Source organism: Pseudomonas sp. Irchel s3a12, assembly GCF_900187485.1.
Taxonomy (GTDB): domain Bacteria; phylum Pseudomonadota; class Gammaproteobacteria; order Pseudomonadales; family Pseudomonadaceae; genus Aquipseudomonas; species Aquipseudomonas neuropathica.
This window is the reverse complement of record NZ_FYDN01000008.1, coordinates 132,380-152,276: the sequence shown is the minus strand read 5'-3', so window position 1 is coordinate 152,276 and position 19,897 is coordinate 132,380. Positions and strand designations below refer to the sequence as shown.

The 19,897-nt window shown below is 58.6% G+C and carries 17 protein-coding genes; 13 read left to right on the top strand and 4 right to left on the bottom strand.

Features of this window, described 5'->3' with window-relative positions; genetic code table 11:
• The first annotated feature begins 359 nt into the window (after positions 1-359).
• On the top strand, positions 360-3,860 hold the full coding sequence (locus CKW14_RS15335; RefSeq protein ID WP_095125581.1) for a glycosyltransferase: 3,501 nt from the start codon (positions 360-362) through the stop codon (positions 3,858-3,860).
• Between the two features lie 116 nt (positions 3,861-3,976).
• Here CKW14_RS15335 and CKW14_RS15330 read toward each other — a convergent pair whose 3' ends face one another.
• Positions 3,977-4,168 (bottom strand): DUF1508 domain-containing protein, encoded by a 192-nt coding sequence (locus tag CKW14_RS15330; protein WP_095125580.1) that lies wholly within the window; start codon positions 4,166-4,168, stop codon positions 3,977-3,979.
• A gap of 276 nt (positions 4,169-4,444) precedes the next feature.
• On the opposite strand from CKW14_RS15330, the gene CKW14_RS15325 reads away from it, so the two are divergent.
• From CKW14_RS15325 to CKW14_RS15300, 6 genes are all read left to right on the top strand, one after another.
• Complete coding sequence (locus CKW14_RS15325; RefSeq protein ID WP_095125579.1) at positions 4,445-5,410, top strand: glycosyltransferase family 2 protein; 966 nt, start codon at positions 4,445-4,447, stop codon at positions 5,408-5,410.
• Positions 5,411-5,413: 3 nt separating this feature from the next.
• On the top strand, positions 5,414-6,124 hold the full coding sequence (locus CKW14_RS15320; RefSeq protein ID WP_095125578.1) for a bifunctional 2-polyprenyl-6-hydroxyphenol methylase/3-demethylubiquinol 3-O-methyltransferase UbiG: 711 nt from the start codon (positions 5,414-5,416) through the stop codon (positions 6,122-6,124).
• Positions 6,121-6,507: a GtrA family protein gene (locus CKW14_RS15315; RefSeq protein WP_095125577.1), complete on the top strand. Its 387-nt coding sequence runs from the start codon at positions 6,121-6,123 to the stop codon at positions 6,505-6,507. Before CKW14_RS15320 ends, CKW14_RS15315 begins: the two co-directional genes overlap by 4 nt.
• Positions 6,504-8,600, top strand: coding sequence for a DUF6311 domain-containing protein (locus CKW14_RS15310; protein WP_095049245.1), 2,097 nt, complete (start codon positions 6,504-6,506; stop codon positions 8,598-8,600). Before CKW14_RS15315 ends, CKW14_RS15310 begins: the two co-directional genes overlap by 4 nt.
• Positions 8,601-8,673: 73 nt before the next feature.
• Complete coding sequence (locus tag CKW14_RS15305; protein ID WP_007911372.1) at positions 8,674-9,594, top strand: LysR substrate-binding domain-containing protein; 921 nt, start codon at positions 8,674-8,676, stop codon at positions 9,592-9,594.
• A gap of 168 nt (positions 9,595-9,762) precedes the next feature.
• Positions 9,763-10,128, top strand: a complete 366-nt coding sequence (locus CKW14_RS15300; RefSeq protein ID WP_093438263.1) for a 5-carboxymethyl-2-hydroxymuconate Delta-isomerase — start codon at positions 9,763-9,765, stop codon at positions 10,126-10,128.
• A gap of 3 nt (positions 10,129-10,131) precedes the next feature.
• On the opposite strand, the gene CKW14_RS15295 is transcribed toward CKW14_RS15300, so the two are convergent.
• A complete protein-coding gene (locus CKW14_RS15295; protein ID WP_095049246.1) occupies positions 10,132-11,067 on the bottom strand; it encodes a LysR family transcriptional regulator in 936 nt (311 codons plus the stop codon).
• A gap of 185 nt (positions 11,068-11,252) precedes the next feature.
• On the bottom strand, positions 11,253-12,437 hold the full coding sequence (locus tag CKW14_RS15290; protein WP_095125576.1) for a cyanate transporter: 1,185 nt from the start codon (positions 12,435-12,437) through the stop codon (positions 11,253-11,255).
• Between the two features lie 323 nt (positions 12,438-12,760).
• Here CKW14_RS15290 and CKW14_RS15285 point away from each other — a divergent pair, with 323 nt between their 5' ends.
• The 4 genes from CKW14_RS15285 (at position 12,761) to CKW14_RS15270 (ending at position 17,034) form a co-directional block, all read left to right on the top strand.
• On the top strand, positions 12,761-14,410 hold the full coding sequence (locus CKW14_RS15285) for a phosphoethanolamine transferase (RefSeq protein ID WP_095125575.1): 1,650 nt from the start codon (positions 12,761-12,763) through the stop codon (positions 14,408-14,410).
• 163 nt (positions 14,411-14,573) lie between these two features.
• Positions 14,574-15,707 (top strand): ribonuclease D, encoded by a 1,134-nt coding sequence (gene rnd / locus CKW14_RS15280; protein ID WP_095049249.1) that lies wholly within the window; start codon positions 14,574-14,576, stop codon positions 15,705-15,707.
• A complete protein-coding gene (locus CKW14_RS15275) occupies positions 15,704-15,997 on the top strand; it encodes a YcgL domain-containing protein (protein ID WP_093438239.1) in 294 nt (97 codons plus the stop codon). Before rnd ends, CKW14_RS15275 begins: the two co-directional genes overlap by 4 nt.
• 104 nt (positions 15,998-16,101) lie before the next feature.
• Entirely contained in the window at positions 16,102-17,034 is a 933-nt protein-coding gene (locus CKW14_RS15270) for a D-2-hydroxyacid dehydrogenase (RefSeq protein WP_095049250.1), read from the top strand.
• A gap of 132 nt (positions 17,035-17,166) precedes the next feature.
• Here CKW14_RS15270 and CKW14_RS15265 read toward each other — a convergent pair whose 3' ends face one another.
• Positions 17,167-17,760, bottom strand: coding sequence for a nitroreductase family protein (locus tag CKW14_RS15265; RefSeq protein WP_095049251.1), 594 nt, complete (start codon positions 17,758-17,760; stop codon positions 17,167-17,169).
• 279 nt (positions 17,761-18,039) lie between these two features.
• Between CKW14_RS15265 and CKW14_RS15260 the strand changes: the two genes are divergently transcribed.
• Both CKW14_RS15260 and CKW14_RS15255 read left to right on the top strand, forming a co-directional pair.
• Complete coding sequence (locus CKW14_RS15260; protein ID WP_093438229.1) at positions 18,040-18,489, top strand: YcgN family cysteine cluster protein; 450 nt, start codon at positions 18,040-18,042, stop codon at positions 18,487-18,489.
• Between the two features lie 34 nt (positions 18,490-18,523).
• The gene (locus CKW14_RS15255) at positions 18,524-19,753 is read left to right on the top strand and encodes a hypothetical protein (protein WP_095125574.1); all 1,230 of its coding nucleotides are present in this window, start codon (positions 18,524-18,526) and stop codon (positions 19,751-19,753) included.
• The last annotated feature ends 144 nt before the right edge of the window (positions 19,754-19,897 follow it).

Below are 19,897 nucleotides of genomic sequence, written 5' to 3'. Positions count from 1 at the left end.
GTAGATGAAAATCTACGGGGCTTTTTTGTTTCTGCGAATTCAGCATTCGTTGCGATAGCGCTGAAGCGCGTCGTGCATGGTGAGGGCCTCGGCAGAGAGGCAATTTAAGTAAACACAGCCTCTGCCGACATTAGAGACACAACGCTCACAGGACTCACCGACCCATTTAGAGCCGCGCTCGCAGAGTAGGGGCTGTCATTATTGGCCAGCGATCGGCCGCCAAATCACACCTGTCGTCGTTTATCCTCTGTCCAGTCATGAGGCCAGCGCTCTCACTAAAGTGGATACTTGCTCACCTCGGCCGTGAAAGGCGCATCCAGCGAGTTCCAGCCTCGCTCCCTATTTGAATTGGTTTGAATATGAAAATTCCACCATCAGCCCAAGGTGCTCACCGCGTTTCTGAACGTCAGTCCGTCAGGTCAGGCAGCAGCGCCGCACCCCACGTCGAAGACTGCGAAGTGCTGGTTGCGCAGCCGCCAGCGTTCGAGGATGGCGAGCCGCCAGTCGGCGTGGTTATCCATGCGTATTACCCCGAGGTGCTGAAAGATATCCTGCGCCGTTTGATTAAACTGACTGAACGCCTGCACCTCTACGTAACCTGCGTAGCCGGTCGTGAAGATGAGATCTGTGCTCAACTGACGGCCAGCACATTGAGTTTTTCGCTATACCGGGTGCCGAATCACGGCAGGGATGTTTTGCCGTTTCTGCGGGTGCTGCCGTTCTTGCGTGCCGACAATATCCGCACGCTGGTCAAGCTGCACACCAAGCGTTCGCTGCACTTGGGCGGGGCGATCGATTGGGGCGTTGAACTATTCGATGATCTGCTAGACCCGGTACGATTCAGTCGAGCGCTGGAACACCTTGCCGACCCGGTGCATGTGCCGATGCTGGGTCCTCAGCGATACCTGGTGCCCGTCACCCGATTCCTCAGCGAAAGCAACCGCGCGTTGCTTGTCACCCTGGCCGAGCGTGGCGGTATTGAGCCGCAGGGCATCAACGAAGCGGATTATTTTGCCGGCACCATGTTCTTTGCGCGCATTGAAGTGTTTGCGCCTTTGGAGCGGATTCAACTGACGGGCAGCGATTTCGAAGTTGAAAGTGGCCAGCTCGACGGTACCCTGGCACACACGTTAGAGCGGTTTTTCGGCGTTCTGGCGAATGTTGGCCGGCAGCAGCGCAATATCGACCTTTATCAGCGCTGGCTGGCGAGTCGGCAACTGGCCGCCGTCGAGGTCGAAGGTTTGCCCGCGCGACTAGCGAGCTGGCCGCGGCAACCGGACGTGTTGTTGGTGTTGACCGACACTACGGGTGATATCGGACTGTTGCGTTCCAGCTTGGAAAGCATTGACCGCCAGCTTTATCGGGCGGCGGCCATCGTGGTGCTCTCCAATGCCGAACCTGTAGGCGTGACGCCGGCCGATAATCTGGTCTGGCTGCCGTTGGCCGAATCCTGGCCGAGCCAGCTCAATGAACTGTTGCAGGAGATCGACGTTGACTGGTGGTACCTTTTGCGTGGCGGAGACGAACTGGATCCCCACGCGCTGCTTTTGCTCGCCGAAGGCATCGCGCTCAATCCCGGTGTCAGCGCATGCTACAGCGATGAAGACTCACTGACCGCTGAAGGCTGCCAGAGTCCGGTATTCAAGCCGGATTTGAATCTGGATATGTTGCGCAGTTATCCCTATGTCGGCCGCGCACTGGCTTTCAGTCGCGAGGCCGCGCTGTCTGCCGACGGCTTTGATCCCGCCTTCAGCGAACTGGCGCCCCATGATTTGCTTTTTCGGCTGATTGAAACTCACGGTCTGGGCACTGTCGGGCACCTCGCGGATGTGCTGGTGCATCAGGCCATCAATTTCCCTCAGTGGCTCGGTGAACCGCAAGTCATCGTGAACTCGGCAGCCATCGTCGGGGCGCACTTGCAGCGCCTGGGCGTGGCGCATGAGCTGCTGGCCGGACCTTTGCCAATGGCTAATCGTGTGGTCTACCAACATGCGGAACAGCCGCTGGTGTCGATCCTCATTCCCACCAAGGACTGCCTGCCGATGCTGCTGCGCTGCATCGAAAGCATCATGGAGAAAACCAGCTACACGAATTACGAACTGATCATCGTCGACAACAACAGCGAAACAGCCGAGGCCCGGGACTGGTTCAACGGTATGGAGCTGTTGAACAATCCCAAGGTGCGCATCCTGCGTTATCCGCACCCGTTCAACTATTCGGCGATCAATAATTTTGCTGCCAGCCATGCCCGCGGCGATTACCTGGTGCTGCTCAACAATGACACGGCGATCATTGATGGCGACTGGCTTGGTGCACTGCTCCATCACGCCCAGCGGCCAGAAGTGGGGATAGTGGGCGCTAAACTGTTATTCCTCGACGGGACTGTTCAGCATGCAGGTGTGGTACTCGGGTTGCGTGGTGTTGCAGACCACCCGTTTATCGGCGATTCAATGCAGTCCAACGGCTACCTTCACCGCTTGCATCTTGATCAGAACTACAGCGCGGTCACCGCCGCCTGCCTGATGATCAGCACCGAGCTGTACCAGCAAGTGGGGGGTATGGACGAGGTCGGCCTGGCCGTTTCCTTTAACGATGTGGATCTGTGCCTGAAAGTCGGCCAGGCTGGACGGCTGATTGTCTGGACGCCTTATGCGCTGCTCGTTCACGAAGCCAGTGTGAGCCAGAACAACGTCGACACGACCAAGGAGGAAGCCAAGCGCAAACGATTCAAGGGCGAACAGTCGGTGATGTACCAGCGTTGGCTTGCGCAAATCGCCAACGATCCGGCCTACAACCGCAACCTGACCCTGGAGGGTAGTGGCTTCTCCTCCAAATACCGCACCGACACTGATTGGCACCCGTTTGCCAGTCGTGAATTGCCTCACGTGCTGTGCCACCCTCTCGACTCTTTCGGCAGCGGACACTACCGCGTGCGTCAGCCTTTCGCTGCCCTGAAAGCCGCGCAGCTGATCGGCGGAACGGTGAGCAACGAGGGACTGCAACCGACAGAACTGGAGCGCATTGCGCCGGACACGATCATTTTCCAGGGACAGCACACAACGCCTCATCTGGAGTACATGCAGGACACCAAGGCATTCTCCAGGGCGTTCAAGATTTACGAGCTGGATGACTATATTCTTGACGTGCCCGCTGGCAACTTGAACCACGAATTGCTGCCCAAAGACATCACCAAACGCTTGAAGAAAGCCGTAGGGCTGTGCGATCGGTTGGTGGTGTCTACCGAGCCGCTGGCCAATGCGCTGAAGGGGTTCAATGCCGACATCCGGGTGATGGAAAACCGTCTGCCGAGCCATTGGTGGAGCGACCTGACCAGCCAGCGCCAACAAGGCCGCAAGCCTCGGGTTGGCTGGGCCGGCGGCTCGAGTCACAGCGCCGATCTGCAAGTCCTTGCCGAAGTGGTTCGTGCGCTGGAAGGAGAAGTTGAATGGGTGTTCATGGGGATGTGCCCACCAGCACTGCGTCCCTATGTCCATGAGTTCCATAGGGGGGTGAGTATCGAAAAATACCCGCAAAGACTGGCTGAGCTGAACCTCGACCTGGCTTTGGCACCTCTGAAAGACAACTTTTTCAACGCCTGCAAAAGCAATTTGCGCTTGTTGGAATATGGCGCCTGTGGTTTCCCCGTGATCTGCTCGGACATCCCTTGTTATCGTGGTGATTTCCCGGTGACGAGGGTCAGGAACCGTTCGCAAGACTGGATTGCCGCTATTCGCGAACATCTGGCTGAGCCCGATGCCAGCGCCAAGGCTGGAGACGCCCTGCGCAGCGTTGTACTCAATCAGTGGATGCTCAAGGACGAACATCTGTTGGCGTGGCGAAACGCCTGGCTGGCGGACTGAAGATGAAGCCTGGGTTGCGCTGACTGCATTCAGGTCTTTTGCTACCGGCTCGGAAAAAAGCCTCACAGCCTTAAAACTGTGGGGCTTTTTCATATCTGCTGGACCGTGCAGAGCGGCTAGATCTCCTTGACCGGCGTCTCCCCCTGCACAGCCTTGATCAACCCGATCACGTGCATGCAATCCGCCTTGTTCACATACGACTCGCCACTGGCGATGGTCTCGTGGTTACCCGCCCGCAATCTCCAGCGCCATTGTCCTTTGCCGGTGCTCGGGGTGCCTCTGGATTGCCTGTAAATCTCGAAATACATTCAGTTCGCTCCATGCGATTCATTGTGCGACAGCCGGTGTGGCGCATGCTCGCAAGCCTAGCGCAGACGCTTTTTTTGGCTATCGGACATTTGTTTCCAATCGTTCGCGGATGTTTCTGAAGGACGCGGGCTAGAGCGCAGCAATAGGCCTGTGGATTGGCCAAAATGACGCCGTCTGATCCTTGCAACACCGTCGACGCTGCTGCTTAATACGGGACGGCTCATGGCGTCGAATATTGTTCGGTGACCGACAAACACTATAAGAAGAGCACTCCTTTGATTGAGCACGGAAAGCAACAGGCCGGGCTGGTGACGTTATCGCTGGTGGTCCCCGTTTTTAACGAAGAGGACAGCCTCGACACGTTTCTGCGGCGAATCAATCAAGTCTTTCAGACGCAGGCGTTGATCGACCTTGAACTGGTGTTCGTCAACGACGGCAGTACCGATGCCACGCTTGAGCGCCTGCTTGAACATCAGCGGGACGATGCGCGTCTGCGTATCGTCGATTTGAGCCGCAACTTCGGCAAAGAAGCAGCGTTGTCCGCCGGTTTGCAGATCGCGACCGGGCAGATCGTGGTGCCGATCGACGCTGATCTGCAAGACCCGCCCGAGGTCATTGTGCAGATGATCGAGCGCTGGCGAGAAGGCTTTGAAGTGGTGCTCGGTCATCGCATCAGCCGTCGCAGCGACACCTGGGCCAAGCAGACATCAGCGCACTGGTTCTACCGCCTGCACAACAAGATCGCCGAACAGCCTTTGCCCGAGAATGTCGGCGATTTTCGTCTGATGGATCGCTGCGTGGTCGATGCCTTGCTGACCCTGCCGGAATCCCGGCGCTTCATGAAAGGCCTGTTCGCCTGGGTCGGCTTTCGCACCACCCACGTCGATTACGAGCGCCCGGAGCGCGTGGCGGGGCAGAGCAAGTTCAATGGCTGGCGCCTGTGGAACTTTGCGCTGGAAGGCATCACCAGTTTCAGCACTGAACCGTTGCGGATCTGGACGTATGTCGGCGCATTGGTGTCGCTGGTGTCTTTTGCCTTCGCCATGTTCATTGTCGTGCGCACGCTGATTCACGGTGTCGACCTGCCCGGTTATGCCTCGCTGATGGTGGCCGTGACCTTTCTCGGTGGACTGCAATTGATCGGCATCGGTGTGCTCGGTGAGTACCTGGGCCGCACGTATATCGAATCCAAACGCCGGCCGGTTTTTCTGGTGCGTCGCGTCTATGACCCCAAGGACTGACACATGGATCTCAAGGAAACCGACATCCTCGGCGACGCCATCAACGAGCACTGGTATTACTGCTCAAAAGCCGCCGCCACCCGGCGTTTGCTGGGAGATGCACCCATCAGCCGAATCCTCGATGTCGGCGCCGGCTCGGGATTTTTCTCCCACCATTTGCTGACGCACACCGATGCACGCGAAGCATGGTGCGTGGATATCAGCTACCCCGCCGACTCCAGCGCGACCACCGCCGGCAAACCGGTGCACTACCGTCGCGGGATCGAAACCATCGAGGCCGATCTGGTGTTGTTGATGGACGTGCTGGAGCACGTCGATGATGACCTCGGTCTGCTCAAGATGTACGTCGACAAAGTGCCATCGGGCAGCAGGTTTCTGATGACGGTACCGGCATTCCAGTTCTTGTGGAGTGGCCACGATGACTTTCTCGAGCACAAGCGCCGCTACACCCTGGCGCAGTTCGAAACCTTGGCGTGTGATGCCGGTTTGACGGTGCAGCGCGGTGCCTATTATTTCGGTGCGGTGTTTCCGATCGCTGCGGCGTTGCGCTTGCTGCCGCAAGGCGCACAAGCCCAAACGCCGCGTTCACAGCTCAAGCGTCATCATCCGCTGGTGAACGGTGTTCTCAAGACGCTATGCAGTCTTGAACTGCCGTTGATGGGCATCAACCGTCTGGCCGGGTTGAGTGTGTTCGTGCTGGCGCGCAAACCGTGACCTCGGCGCAAAAAACAGCATTGATTCAGCGAGGTTTGCGCTTTGCCGTGACCGGGCTGTTTGTCACTGTGCTGCATGCGCTGGTGGCGGTGCTGTTCATCAACTTCATTACTGCGCAACCGCCGCTGGCCAATGGCGTGGCGTTTGCCGTGGCGACGGTGGTTTCCTACGTGATTAACACCACCTGGAGTTTTTCTGCCCGCTTGCACGGACGAACGCTGCTGCGTTTTCTGCTGGTGTCCGTGGGCGGCTTTTTCCTCGCGATGTTCGTTGCCTGGGCCGCGCAGGTTGCCGGGCTGCACTATCTGCTGGGCATCGTTGCGGTGGCGCTGACGATTCCGGCGTTCACCTTTGTCTTGCACTATTTCTGGACCTATCGATGAAGGCGTCACCAAACCATCCGGCGCTGGGCGTGTTGCCTTTACTGCTTGGCGTTCTGGCATTTTTCTGCGTGATCGGACCGCAAGCGCTGGATCCGCAAAACATTGCCTGGCTGGAGCAGGGCGATCCGGCGACGCATTATCTGGGCTGGGAATATTTTCGTCATTCACCCTGGATCTTTCCGCTCGGACTCAACCCTTCCTATGGTCTGGAGCTGGGCAGTTCGATCATCTTTTCCGACTCCAATCCGCTGCTGGCGTTGCTGTTCAAACCGTTCAATGCGTGGTTGCCGGCGACCTTCCAGTATTTCGGTCTGTGGCTGCTGGCGTGTTTCGTGCTGCAAGCCTGGTTCGCCTGGAAACTGCTGGGGCTGATGACCGGCAATCCGCTGATTCGTTTGCTGGGTACCGGTTTGCTGGTGGTTTCACCGCCGATGTTTCTGCGCATGGGCGGACACCTTTCCCTGTCCGGGCATTTTCTGATTCTGGCGGCGTTGTACCTGGCGTTGTTGCCGAACCTGTCTCGACGACGCCTGGCCTGGGGCGCGTTACTGGCGGTGACGGCGATGGTGCATGCGTACCTGCTGGCGATGGTGGCGCTGATCTGGGTAGCAGATCTGCTCGGCAAAACTTTCAGCCAACAACTGACTCGGCGTCAGGGGCTGCTTGAAGGCGTTTCGCTGTTTGCTGTGGTGAGTGTGTGTTGCTGGCAGGCCGGTTACTTTGCCATTGCCGACGGCGGGCAATCCGGCGGTTTCGGGTTGTACCGGATGAACCTGTTGTCGCCACTCGATCCAGCGGGCTGGTCGTTCATCTTGCCGGATCTGCCAAAAGCCAGCGGCGATTACGAAGGCTTTAATTATCCGGGGTTGGGTGTGCTGTTGCTGGTGCCGTTGGCGCTGATTGCCTTGCTTAGAAATCGCCAGCCGCTGAAGGATGAGCTTCGCGTTCGCCCTTGGCTGTTGCTGGCGTTGATCGGTTTATCGTTGTTTGCGCTATCGAACCAGATCGGTGTCGGCGCGCACACGTTCAGCTATCCGCTGCCGAAAATCGCCCTCAAACTGGCCAATATTTTTCGCGCGTCGGGGCGGATGTTCTGGCCCGTGTTGTACGCGCTCATCCTGATGGTGATGTTCCTGCTGGTGCGCGGTTACCGGCCACGTATCGTCGTCGCGTTGTTGGCGCTGGCATTGACGATACAGATTGTCGACACACGCAACGGCTGGATGGGCTTGCGCAACAGCAAAATGATGACGCCCTCCGCACAATGGCCAACGCTGATGCGTGATCCATTCTGGGCGAGTGCGGCGGCGCATTACTCGAAGGTGCGCAGTCTGATGCCACAGAATCAGTCCGAACGCTGGCAAGTGATTGCCGATTTCGCTGCGACCCATGGTCTGAAAACCGACGCTGTTTATCTGGGACGCATGAGTTCCACAGCGCTGGATCAGGCTCGGCAGAAAACGCAGCACATGCTCGAATCAGGGCAATACGATGCCGACTCGTTGTACATCCTCGACGACTCCGTGCTGGCCGATGCCGCCAAAAGCGTCAACAGTGAAACGGATCTGCTGACCCGAGTGGATGGTCTGGTGGTGCTGGCGCCGGGCTGGAAGCGTTGCTCGCAGTGCCTGAGCGTGCCTGATGAAGGACGCCGAATGTCATTGCTGGCACTGATGCGTCCCGGTCAGGCGCTGATCTTCAACTACTCCGCCCGGCAGTTGACCAGCGGTTGGTCGACCCCGGAAAACTGGGGTACATGGTCGGCGGGACAGCAGGCGCAGGTCGACTTGCGGGTGTCACCCGAGGCGCGCTCGATTGCGCTGGAGGTCATGGCATTCGTTTTGCCGCAACACCCGGCGCAGCGAGTGATTGTCAGTTTGAATGGCGAGCAGGTACTGAGCACGCGGCTGGTGCAACATCAGGATAATCATCTGGAGATCCCGATCAGTCCTGCGATCCGTCAGCATCTGGCAGACAACGATCGCCTGACGATCGAGCTGCAATTGCCCGACGCCATCAGCCCGGAACAATTGGGCATCAATGATGATTCACGGATCATGGCGCTGGGCTTGAAACGCCTGACGGTGAACTGACGCTGCGTGGCGATGGACGGCGGGGCCCTGCGCTTTCTACACTGCCGGTATTCCGGGGGGCAGGGGGCAATGGATGAACCGCAATGAACTACGCAAGGCTGACATCAACCTGATGGTGGTGTTCGAGACCTTGATGCTCGAACGCAACGTGACCCGGGCGGCCGAGAAGCTGTTTCTCGGCCAGCCGACCATAAGCTCGGCGCTCAATCGCTTGCGCACCATGCTCAATGATCCGCTGTTCATCCGTGTCGGCCACCGCATGGAGCCGACAGCGCGTGCCGAAGATATTTTCCGCCATCTCAAGCCCGCGCTTGACTCATTGTCGGTCGCGCTGAGTTTGACCCGCGATTTCGATCCGGCCGTGAGCACCATGACCTTTCGCATCGGTCTGTCCGATGACGTCGAGTTCGGCCTGTTGCCGCCGCTGTTGCGTGCGTTGCGCCAGGAAGCGCCGAACGTGGTGTTCGTGGTGCAACACGTCGATTACTGGCGCATCCCCGATCTGCTCGCAGCGGGTGATATCACGGTCGGCATCAGCCAGACCCGGGGCCTGCCGGCCAATGCCAAGCGCAAACTGCTGCGGCACATTCAGCCGAGCATCCTGCGCGCCGACGCCAGCGATACACCGCTGACGCTGGATGAATATTGCGCGCGCCCCCATGTACTGGTTTCGCACACGGCCAACGTCAGTGGTTTTGCCGATGAGTGGCTGGCCGAACTCGGTCGTACTCGCCAAGTGGTGCTGTCGGTACCGCAATACAGCGCGTTGCCGGCGCTACTGGCCGGCACCGACCTGATCGCCAGTCTGCCGGATTACACGGCGGCAGCCATGGCCACTTCCGGATTGCTGTTTAAGGAGCCGTTTCCGTTTAAAACACCGACGCTGGATTTGTCGATGGTCTGGCTCAGCCACGTCGACAGCGACCCGGCCGAGCGCTGGTTGCGCTCAAGGCTGGAGCAGTTCATGAGCGAACGGCCACTGACGCCATCCTGAGCTATAACACTCCCCCTGTAGGAGCTGCGGCACGCTGCGATCTTTTGATCTTCAAATCCCAAGATCAAAAGATCGCAGCCTCGTTTCACTCGACAGCTCCTACAGGGCTTAGTGTGAACCGCATGTGCTATATGTACGACCTTTCTGCCAACTGACTGGGGACCTGCAATGCCACACCTGCACATGGAATACACCGCCAACCTGCCGCAGTTGAACGCCGATGTAGCGTTGATGCGGCTCAACAACACCCTAGTGGGCTCTGGTCAGTTCGCGGCGGAGTTCGATATCAAGAGCCGTGCGGTGAAAGTCGAGACCTTCAAGGTCGGAACCGCCATGGCCGAGCGCGCCTTCGTCTATGTGAAGCTGGCGCTGCTCAGCGGGCGTTCGCCGCAGATCAAGAAGCAGTTGTCAGAAAGCCTGTTGGCAGTCTTGCAGGACCTGTGCGAATGGCCGGCCGGTGTCGAGGTGCAGTTGTGTGTCGAACTGGTCGACATGGATCGCGAGTCCTACAGCAAAACCGCTATTGGCGTGTAGGACTCAGGCCGCTTCGAGTTCGCTGCACACCTTGACCACCTGCTCGCGCAACCACAGATTGGCGCTGTCCTGATCAACGCTCTGGCTCCATTGCATGTCGAGGGTAAAGCCCGGCAAGCCATTTGGCGCCTCGCAGTGATTGAACACCGCCTCGTTGGTCAGTAAACGCTGGATACGGCGGGGCAGGGTGAGGATGAAGTCGGTCCCCGTGATCATTTTCAATGCCGCGCTGTAGCTGTTCGAGCGCGCGACGATCTGACGCTTCTGCGCCTGCCGCGCCAGCCAGCCATCGACCATGTTGGTGGTTGATGTCCATGGCGTCGGGAACACGTGCCGGCGTTCGGTAAAAGCCTGCAGGCTCAGGCGCGGCTCCAGTGGCGTGGCGCGTTTGTCGAAGACGCAGACCAGATCGTCCTCCAGCAGCATTTGTGATTTCAGGTCAGCGTGATGACGGTGGAAGTTGGGGCCGAAGCTGATGACAAGATCGAGGCTGCCGTCGCGCAGCTCATCCGCCGGGACATCGGTCTCGAACTTGTGCATGTTGACCATCACCGGCAAATCGTCGAAGTCGAAACGCTTCAACAGACGCGGCAGGATCAGTTGCTCGAAGTATTCCGGGGCGCAGATATTGAAGGTGACGGCTTGTCGGGTCGGGTCGAACGTGGGGGCACCGGCGTGGCACAGGTTGATGCTTTCGAGGATTTTCTGCACATGGCCATACATGGTGCTGGCCTTGTAGGTCGGACGCATGCCGGTGCGGGTGTTGATAAACAGTTCGTCTTCGAAACTGGTGCGCAGTTTTTTCAAACAATAACTGACCGTGGACTGGCTGACGAACAGGGTTTCTGACACATCAGTGACGCTGCTCTGCTCATAAACAGCGATGAACACCATGAGATCCTGCATGTCGAGCTTTCTAAGCAAGTTACTGTTCAGCATCCGTTCCGTCTCGCTGTGCTCCTTGCGCTGAATCCGCGCAAACGTGTGCGAATGATCCTAACGGAACGATGGTGCCAGGACAAAGCCCTGTAGGACGTTTCACAGTCAGTTGTGGGACAGAAAGTTTTAGTAACACGACGTCACGGGGCAAACCGCAGAAAGATGGCCAGAGGCCTTTAGCCCGATCAGGAAAAGTGCCTCGCGTAATGCCGGGGATCGAAGCGCCACACCATCAACAGCATCACCACCATTACCGCTGTCAACGACCACCACGCCCACTCGAAGCTGCCCAGTTGATCGCGGATCATTCCAGCCATCAGCGGCGAGAGACCAGCAATCAGATAGCCAATGCCTTGCACAAATGCAGTCAGGCCACCGGCACGTTGCGGGTTGTCGAGGTGATCAAGCGAGACAACCAGGCTCATCGGGAACAACCCGCCAATGCCCAGCCCCAACAGGCATGGCCATAGCAGGCTGAATTGTTGCGGGCTGAGGATCAGGCCGCAAAATCCGCCGATGATCAGTGCCAGTAGTGTCATCAGAATCACACGCCGATCCCGGCTGCGATTGGCGATAGCCGGAACCACTAGACCGGAAATCACCTCCATGGCCGTCAGCAAACCCAACAGCAATCCGGCGTTCTGTTCGCTCCAGCCGTTTTCCACGTAGTACGGCGCGAGCCAGGCCAGCACGCAGGTATAGGACGCTGTCCCCAGACCAAAGAAGAGGGCCAGCAACCAGGCACGGGAATACTTGAAGAACGAATCCTTGCCGGCTGTCGCCGTTACGGTGGAGGACAGCTGGTTGCGTTGCGACCACCAGAACAGCAGCGCGATGAATGCCAGGATCGCCCAGATCGCCAAACCGCCGCGCCAGCTCCCGGTTTGCAGCATCACCAGCGGTGCGAACGAGGCCGCAATGGCCGCTCCACCCATGATCGACGTGACATACAGACCCATGCACAGCGCGACATTGTCGGCGAAGCGCGATTTGATCAGCGTCGGCATCAATGCCTGAATCAGTGCAATCCCGAGGCCGGCCAGCACCGCGCTGACGATCATTTCGGCGGCCGATTCGATGAACAGCCGCGACAGCGTCGCCAGGCCAATGATCAGCAGTGACAGGAAAACCGTCCGTTGCTCGCCCAGCCGCTGACTGATGCCAATGCCGAAAAACATCGCCAGCCCCATTGCCATCACCGGCAGCATGGTCAGCAGCGACGCGACGCTGAAGTTCAGCGGGATGTCAGCGCGAATGGCTGACAGTAATGGGCCGATTGCCGCCATCGACGGACGCAGATTGAGGGCTACGAGAATGATGGCGAGCATCAACCAGGCAGCGGGGCGAGCGGTAGCGCGGACGTTTTCCATCATCAGACCTTTGGGCGGGGCAGATGATTAAGCGCGGAGCGGTCTGGTTCGGGCAAACCAGAAAATCCACAGCAGTATTTAAAAAGTCGATATCCCCGCTCCCACAATGGACAACCGTGCTGTTTTTCTGAATAAAACCTGAACCATTCTCAAATACTTCACACTTTCATCGCATGGCCAACAGCCAACTAATCGTTGGCGTCTTTTTCACAAAAAATTGATGGTTGCCTGCTTAAAGTTTCTCGTGCCTTAGTTAATGAAATTTTCACAATTGAAATTTCTTTCATGGACCGAGGCTCTTCTTTTCAGGAATCGCCCTTTCTATGTTGAAGTTAAAAGCCGTGCGCCCGGAATGGGTGACGTTAATTGCCAGTGCCTTTCTTTTAATCGGCTGCAATTTTGTCCTCTGGCAACACCTGTTCGAGATCACCGCCGCCGATGGTAAGGGCATCGCCATGTGTGTGGCGTTCGGGGTGATGATTCTCGCGGCATTCAATATCGTGCTGACGGTCCTCGCCTTCCGTCCGCTGCTCAAGCCGCTGTTGACCGTGATATTTCTGATCAGCGCCGGCGTGGCTTACTTCATGAGTCAATATGGCGTCATGATCGATGCCGGCATGTTGCGCAACTTTGCCGAAACCAATGCAACGGAAGTGCGTGATCTGCTCTCGTTGAAGTTGTTTGCTTATATTCTACTGCTCGGTGTATTACCGTCCTGGTTGTTGTGGAAAGTTCCAGTCAACTATCGTCGTTGGCATCGTGAGTTAATCAGCAAAGTTATTGTCGGTGTTGCTTCTGTGGCGGTGATTGGTGGGGTGGCGCTGGCCAACTATCAGGGCTTGTCATCGCTGTTTCGCAATCACCACGAAATTCGCCTGATGCTGGTGCCCAGTAATTACATCGGTGCTTCGGCGGGTTATCTGCGTGAGCAAGTAGTCTCGGCGCGGCAGCCATTCATCAAGATCGGCGAGGACGCCGAGCGCAATCCGGATGTGAAGCTTCAACCGCGTAAATCCCTTACCGTGCTGGTGGTGGGTGAAAGTGCCCGGGCGGAGAACTTCGGCATCCTCGGCTATGACCGTGACACCACGCCGACACTCGATAAGGAAGCCGGGCTGATCGCCTTCACTGACGTGCATTCCTGTGGAACGGAAACGGCTGTTTCGGTGCCGTGCATGTTCTCCAACATGGGCCGCAAGGATTATGACGCCAGCAAGGCGAAGAATGAGGAAGGCCTGCTCGATGTGCTCAAACGTGCCGGTATCGATGTGATCTGGCGTGACAACCAGTCCGGTTGCAAAGGCACTTGCGACCGGGTCACCCTGCAAGATGTCAGCAACCTGAAAGACCCGGCGCTGTGTGCCAACAGCGAGTGCCGCGACGAAATCCTCCTGCAAGGTCTGCAAAGTTTTATCGACCATCTGGACAAGGACACCGTGCTGGTTTTGCACCAGATGGGCAGTCACGGCCCGGAATACTTCAAGCGTTATCCCAAGGAATACGAGCACTTCACCCCGGTGTGTGAAAGTAACGCGCTGAACAATTGCAGCCGCGAAAGTATCGTCAACGGTTACGACAACACGTTGGTGTATACCGACCATGTGTTATCGAGCCTGATCGATGTATTGCGCAGCAATCAGGACAAAGTCGATACCGCGATGTTGTACCTGTCGGACCACGGTGAGTCGCTGGGCGAGTACAACTTGTTCCTGCACGGTACGCCTTACATGTTGGCGCCAGAGCAACAAAAGCATGTAGCGATGCTGGCGTGGTTCTCCGATAACTATCAGAAGGCCTATTCGGTCGACACGCATTGCTTGCAAATGAGCCGTGACAAACCGCTGAGCCAGGACAACCTGTTCCACTCGATGCTTGGCCTGCTCGAGGTCAGGAGCAAGGTCTATCAGCCGGGTCTGGACATGTTTGCCGGTTGCCGAGGTGCGGTGATCGACGGCGTACTCGCCAAGGACTGAGGCCAATCGGCTCCGTTGTTCTGATACGACGGGGCTTTCTGCTTCTTTTGTCAGACTATTCTTGCTCTCTGGAAGGACATTTCGTTACAGCTCTTGCCCTTCACAGGCGCGTAAATCGCCAGTGGCGATATATACTGCGCGCCATTCTTCAAGGGAGAGCCGTGTGGCCATCGATATTCACTGGATTCGCGACAACGAAAGCCTCGCGCAGTTTTGCGCCGAGTGGCAGCAGCTGCCGTTCGTTGCCCTCGACACCGAATTCATGCGGGTCGACACTTTCTACCCGATTGCCGGCCTGTTGCAGGTGGGCGACGGCAAACGCGCCTACCTGATCGATCCGCTGACCATCAATGCCTGGCAACCGCTGGCTGCGTTGCTGGAGAACCCGGCGGTACTCAAAGTCCTGCACGCCTGCAGCGAAGACCTCGAAGTGCTGTTGCGCCTGACCGGCAGCCTGCCGGCCCCGATGTTCGACACGCAACTGGCCGCCGCTTACCTGAACCTCGGTTTCTCGATGGGCTATTCGCGACTGGTGCAAGAAGTGCTCGGCATCGAACTGCCAAAGGGCGAGACACGTTCCGACTGGTTGCAGCGTCCGCTGTCCGAGACGCAAATCAGCTACGCCGCCGAAGATGCCGTGCATCTGGCGGAGGTTTTCGTACAGCTGCGGCCGAAACTGTCTGACGACAAATTCGCCTGGGTGCTGGAGGACGGCGCTGAACTGGTCGCCAACCTGCGACGTGAAACCGACCCGTACGAGGTCTATCGCGAGGCCAAACTGGCGTGGAAACTCTCCCGTGCGCAACTGGCGGTTCTGCGTGAACTGTGCGCCTGGCGGGAAAAGGAAGCCCGCGCCCGCGATCTGCCGCGCAACCGCATCGTCCGCGAGCATTCGCTGTGGCCACTGGCCCGCACGCAACCGGACAACCTCGCGGCGCTGGGCAAAATCGAAGACATGCACCCGCGTACCGTGCGTCAGGACGGCCAATTTCTGCTTGATCTGATCAAGCGCTCTGGCAGTGTGGGGCCTGATCAATGGCCGCCCGCCGTAGCGGAGCCCTTGCCGATCGAAGCCGCCGCGTTGATCAAACAATTGCGCGCATTGGGCCAGGCTGAGGCCGAGCGTCTGGGCATTGCCCCGGAACTGATGCTGCGCAAGAAAACCCTCGAAGCCCTGGTCAAAAGTGGCTACCCCGAGGGTCCTTACCAATTGCCTGAGTCGTTGCGTGGCTGGCGCCGCGAACTCATGGGCCAGATGCTGCTCGACAGCCTGGCCACCGCCGGAGAACAGCCTTGAAACGTATTTGCTCTATTTACCAAAGCTCGAAGCGCAAGGGCATGTATCTCTATGTGCTCAAGAGCGATGAGCTGGAACGCGTGCCCGAGGCCCTGATGGCGGCTTTCGGCAAAGCCATATTTGCCTTCAGTCTGGTGTTGACGCCTGAGCGCAAACTGGCCAGCGAGGACATCGTCGTGGTCCTGGAAAACCTCGACAAGCAGGGCTACCACCTGCAAATGCCGCCGGCCGAGGACGAGTACATCGAGCACTTGCCCGAAGAGTTGCTGCGACGCAACGACCCGGTCTGATCTGCGCGGCTCTGTTCTGAGTCTCGGTTTACCCTGGAACTGTTTTTACCGCGATGGCCGGCTTAATCCGGCGGCCATCTGCACGGTTTGCGAAAGGTTTGAAGATGCGCGTTCTGATTGCTGAACACGACCACGCGATATACGCCCGGCTGCTGCGTCAGGCAGCGCCCGAGCTTGAAATACTGACCAGCGGCGACTCCGCCGAGCTGGCCCGGCAGGCCGCCGATTGCCCGGTGTGGCTGGGCCAACCGGATTTGCTCGCGACTCTGTTGCGCCAGGGGCACCAGCCACAATGGCTGCAATCGACCTGGGCCGGTATCACACCATTGCTCGCTGACGGCTTGCGCCGCGATTACCGTTTGACCCGTGCAGTGGGGATTTTCGGTCAGGTGATGGCCGAGTATGTGCTGACCTACATCCTTGGCCATGAGCGCGAAGTGCTGGCGCGACTGGTCAGCCAGGTCGAGCGTAAATGGGACAACCGCAGCGGCCAGAGCCTGGTCGGGCGCAAAGTGCTGATCGTCGGCACCGGGGATATAGGCCAGAGTGTCGCGCAGTTCCTGCTGCCGTTCGGCATTGAGCTGTACGGGATTGCCAGCAGCGCCCGTGAGCAGGCGCCGTTTGTCGAGGTCGGTTCGATGGCGGATCTGCCGCGACTGGTGGGTGAAGTGGATTACGTGGTCAATCTGCTGCCGAACACCGAACACACCCACGATATCTACGACGCGGCGCTGTTCAAGCAATTCAAGCCAACCGGGTTGTTCATCAACGCCGGGCGCGGTGTCGCGGTGGTCGATGCCGATCTGGTGGACGCGTTGAAGGAAGGCCATCTGGCGGGGGCGGTGATCGACGTTTGCCGTCAGGAACCACTGCCGCAACGCCATCCATTCTGGACCGCTTGGGGCTTGCTGCTGACCGGGCACAGTTCGGCGCCGACGTCACCGGCGTTGATGGTGCAGCTGTTTGTCGAGAACCTGAAGGCGTATCAGGCGGGTGAAGCGTTGCGCGGGGAAGTGGATTTCAACCGCGGATATTGATCTCCTTGCTTCAGATCGTTCCCACGCTCCGCGTGGGAATGCAGCCGGGGACGCTCTGCGTCCCATTGGAACGCGGAGCGTCCCTTGAGTCATTCCCACGCGGAGCGTGGGAACGATCATTTGCGGTGTGGCTTAGAGGGTGAAGTCGCCTTCCACCGCCAGTTCATTCAGCGGGCGGCGCGGGCTCGGCTCTTCACGGGCCTGCAGGTATTCAGCCAGCGTTGCCTTGTCACCGAGTTTGCCAACGGCAACGGCCGCATGCAGTGCATAACCTTCAGGAATGTTCAGCTCTTTGCGCGTCAGTTCCTGATCGAACCCGGCCATGCCGTGGGTGTGCCAGCCACTGATGCTTGCTTGCAGCGCCAGATGGCCCCACGCCGAGCCGGTGTCGAAGGTATGCCACAGCGCCGGGGTTTCTTCAGTGGCGCCTGGTGCAGTGAAGGTGGTTTTCGAAATCACGATTACCAGCGCCGAGGCATGCTGCGCCCAGCTACGGTTGAATTCGTTGAGCAGACCCAGATAACGCTCCCAGTTTGGCGTATCGCGACGCGCATAGAGGAAACGCCAAGGTTGCGAGTTGTACGCCGAGGGCGCCCAGCGTGCGGCTTCGAAGAAGCTCAGCAGGGTTTCTTCCGGGATCGCTTCGCCGGTGAAGGCGCGCGGTGACCAGCGGTCGGTGAATTGCGGGTGAATGGCGTAATCGGCAACGCGTGGGTTGGCACTCATCGAGAGATTCCTTGCTACGTTTGAGTCAGGGATTTGAATGAAAACCCGGCGGGATCAGTTGCGCTGAACGATGGGGTTTTCCGAGCCTGAGGGTTCACCACAATGCAACGCGGTCGCGCGTTAATGGCTTGCGGGCAAGGCTCCTTGCGACTGGCAAAGCTACGCGCCGCCACAAAAACTGACAAGCCCCGCGCAACCGGCAGTCGCCGACGCTTGGCCCGCAAGGCCTTGGGCACTAGACTGGCGGCCTTTTCACCACCTGATGTTGATGCTTGAGCCATGGCCGCCAAAGTCGAACCGTTCTGGAAACGCAAAACCCTCGATCAACTCGATCACCAGGAATGGGAATCGCTGTGCGACGGCTGTGGTCTGTGCTGCCTGCAAAAGCTTGAGGATGAGGAAGACAACAGCGTTTATTACACGCGCATCGCCTGCAAACTGCTGGACCTGAAAACCTGCCAGTGCAGCGATTATCCGAACCGCATCAAGTTTGTCCCGGACTGCATCCAGCTCACCCCGGGGCAGGCCGAAGAGTTCAAGTGGCTGCCGCCGACCTGCGGTTATCGGCTGGTCAGCGAAGGCAAGGATCTGCCGTTGTGGCATCACCTGGTCTGCGGCGATCGCGATGCGGTGCACCACGAGCGGATTTCCCAGTCCGGGCGCATGCTCGCCGAAGGCAGCGTGCCGGAGGATGACTGGGAAGATCACCTGATTTTCCGCGCGGGCTGATACCTGCTGATTCAAGCTTTACCAAGGAGTGCGTATGGCTGTCGGATTGCAGCGAGCGTTGATGATTGCGCTGCTGGCGCTGAGCGCCCCGGTGTGGGCGGCGAAGAAAGTCGATCTGGATTATCACGTGCGCCTGTTGCCCCAAAGCGATCAGGCCGAGGTGCGCCTGACCCTGGGCAAAGGCGAGGCGGTGCGCAGTCTCGATTTCGACCTTGGCGACGGTAGCCATTACAGCGATTTCAAGGCTGACGGCCATTGGCTGCTGACCCCGGGCAAAAACGCCCGGGGCGTCTGGCGCCCGACCAGTGACAAGGCCAGCCTGACTTACCGCGTGCGCATCAGCCACGGGCGCAAGAACGGCAGTTTCGACACCCGCATGACCCCGCACTGGGCGTTGATGCGTGGCGATGAACTGGTGCCGCCAGCCAAACTCGATCAGCAGGACGGCACCGAACTGATCGCGCGTCTGCAATTCGAATTGCCCGATGGCTGGAAAAGTATCGAAACCGCTTGGCCGCGCATCGGCAAGAACAAATTCCGCATCGACAACCCGTCACGCCTGTTTGATCGTCCGACTGGCTGGATGCTCGCCGGCCACCTCGGCAGCCGCCGTACTCGTTTGGGCGAAACCGAAGTCACCGTGGCCTCGCCGCAAGGGCAGGGCATGCGCCGGATGGACGTGCTGACCCTGCTTACGTTCGTCTGGCCGCAGGTGCAGGCGGTTTATCCACGCCATCCGGCGAAACTGTTGATCGTCGGTGCTAATGACCCGATGTGGCGCGGCAGCCTTGGCGCGCATGAATCCATCTACGTGAACACACGATTGCCGTTGGTCAGCGAAAGCGGCAGCAGTGCGCTGGTGCGCGAGCTGGCGCAGGTGTTCGGGCGGATTAACGACGAGCAGCGCAGCGACTGGATCAGCGAGGGTTTTGCCGAGTATTACGCCATTGAACTGGTGCGCCGTGCCGGCGGCATGAGCGATGAGCGTTATCAGGCACTACAGACGAAACTGGCCAGGGACGGCCAGAAAGTCACCACGTTGCGCGGCGAGCAGATCAGCCCGGCGCAGGTGGCGAAAGCGGTGTTGCTGTTGCAGGAACTGGATCGCGAAATTCGCTTGAAGACGCGCAACAAGCGTTCGCTGGATGACGTGTTGCGTGGGGCGATGCATCTGGGGACGGTGAGTACCAAAGAGTTTGTGCAACTGGCCGAGAGCGTGCTCGACGAGTCCTCCAAGGTCCTCGATACCGCATTACTGCAGTAATACCGCTATCGCTGGCAAGCCAGCTCCCACAGTGCTTTGGGATGGGCACAAAATCAGTGCACAACCCATAAGCCGATTTTGGGCTGGGCAAAAATTCTGTGGTCTCCACAGAACCTGTGGGAGCTGGCTTGCCAGCGATGAGGC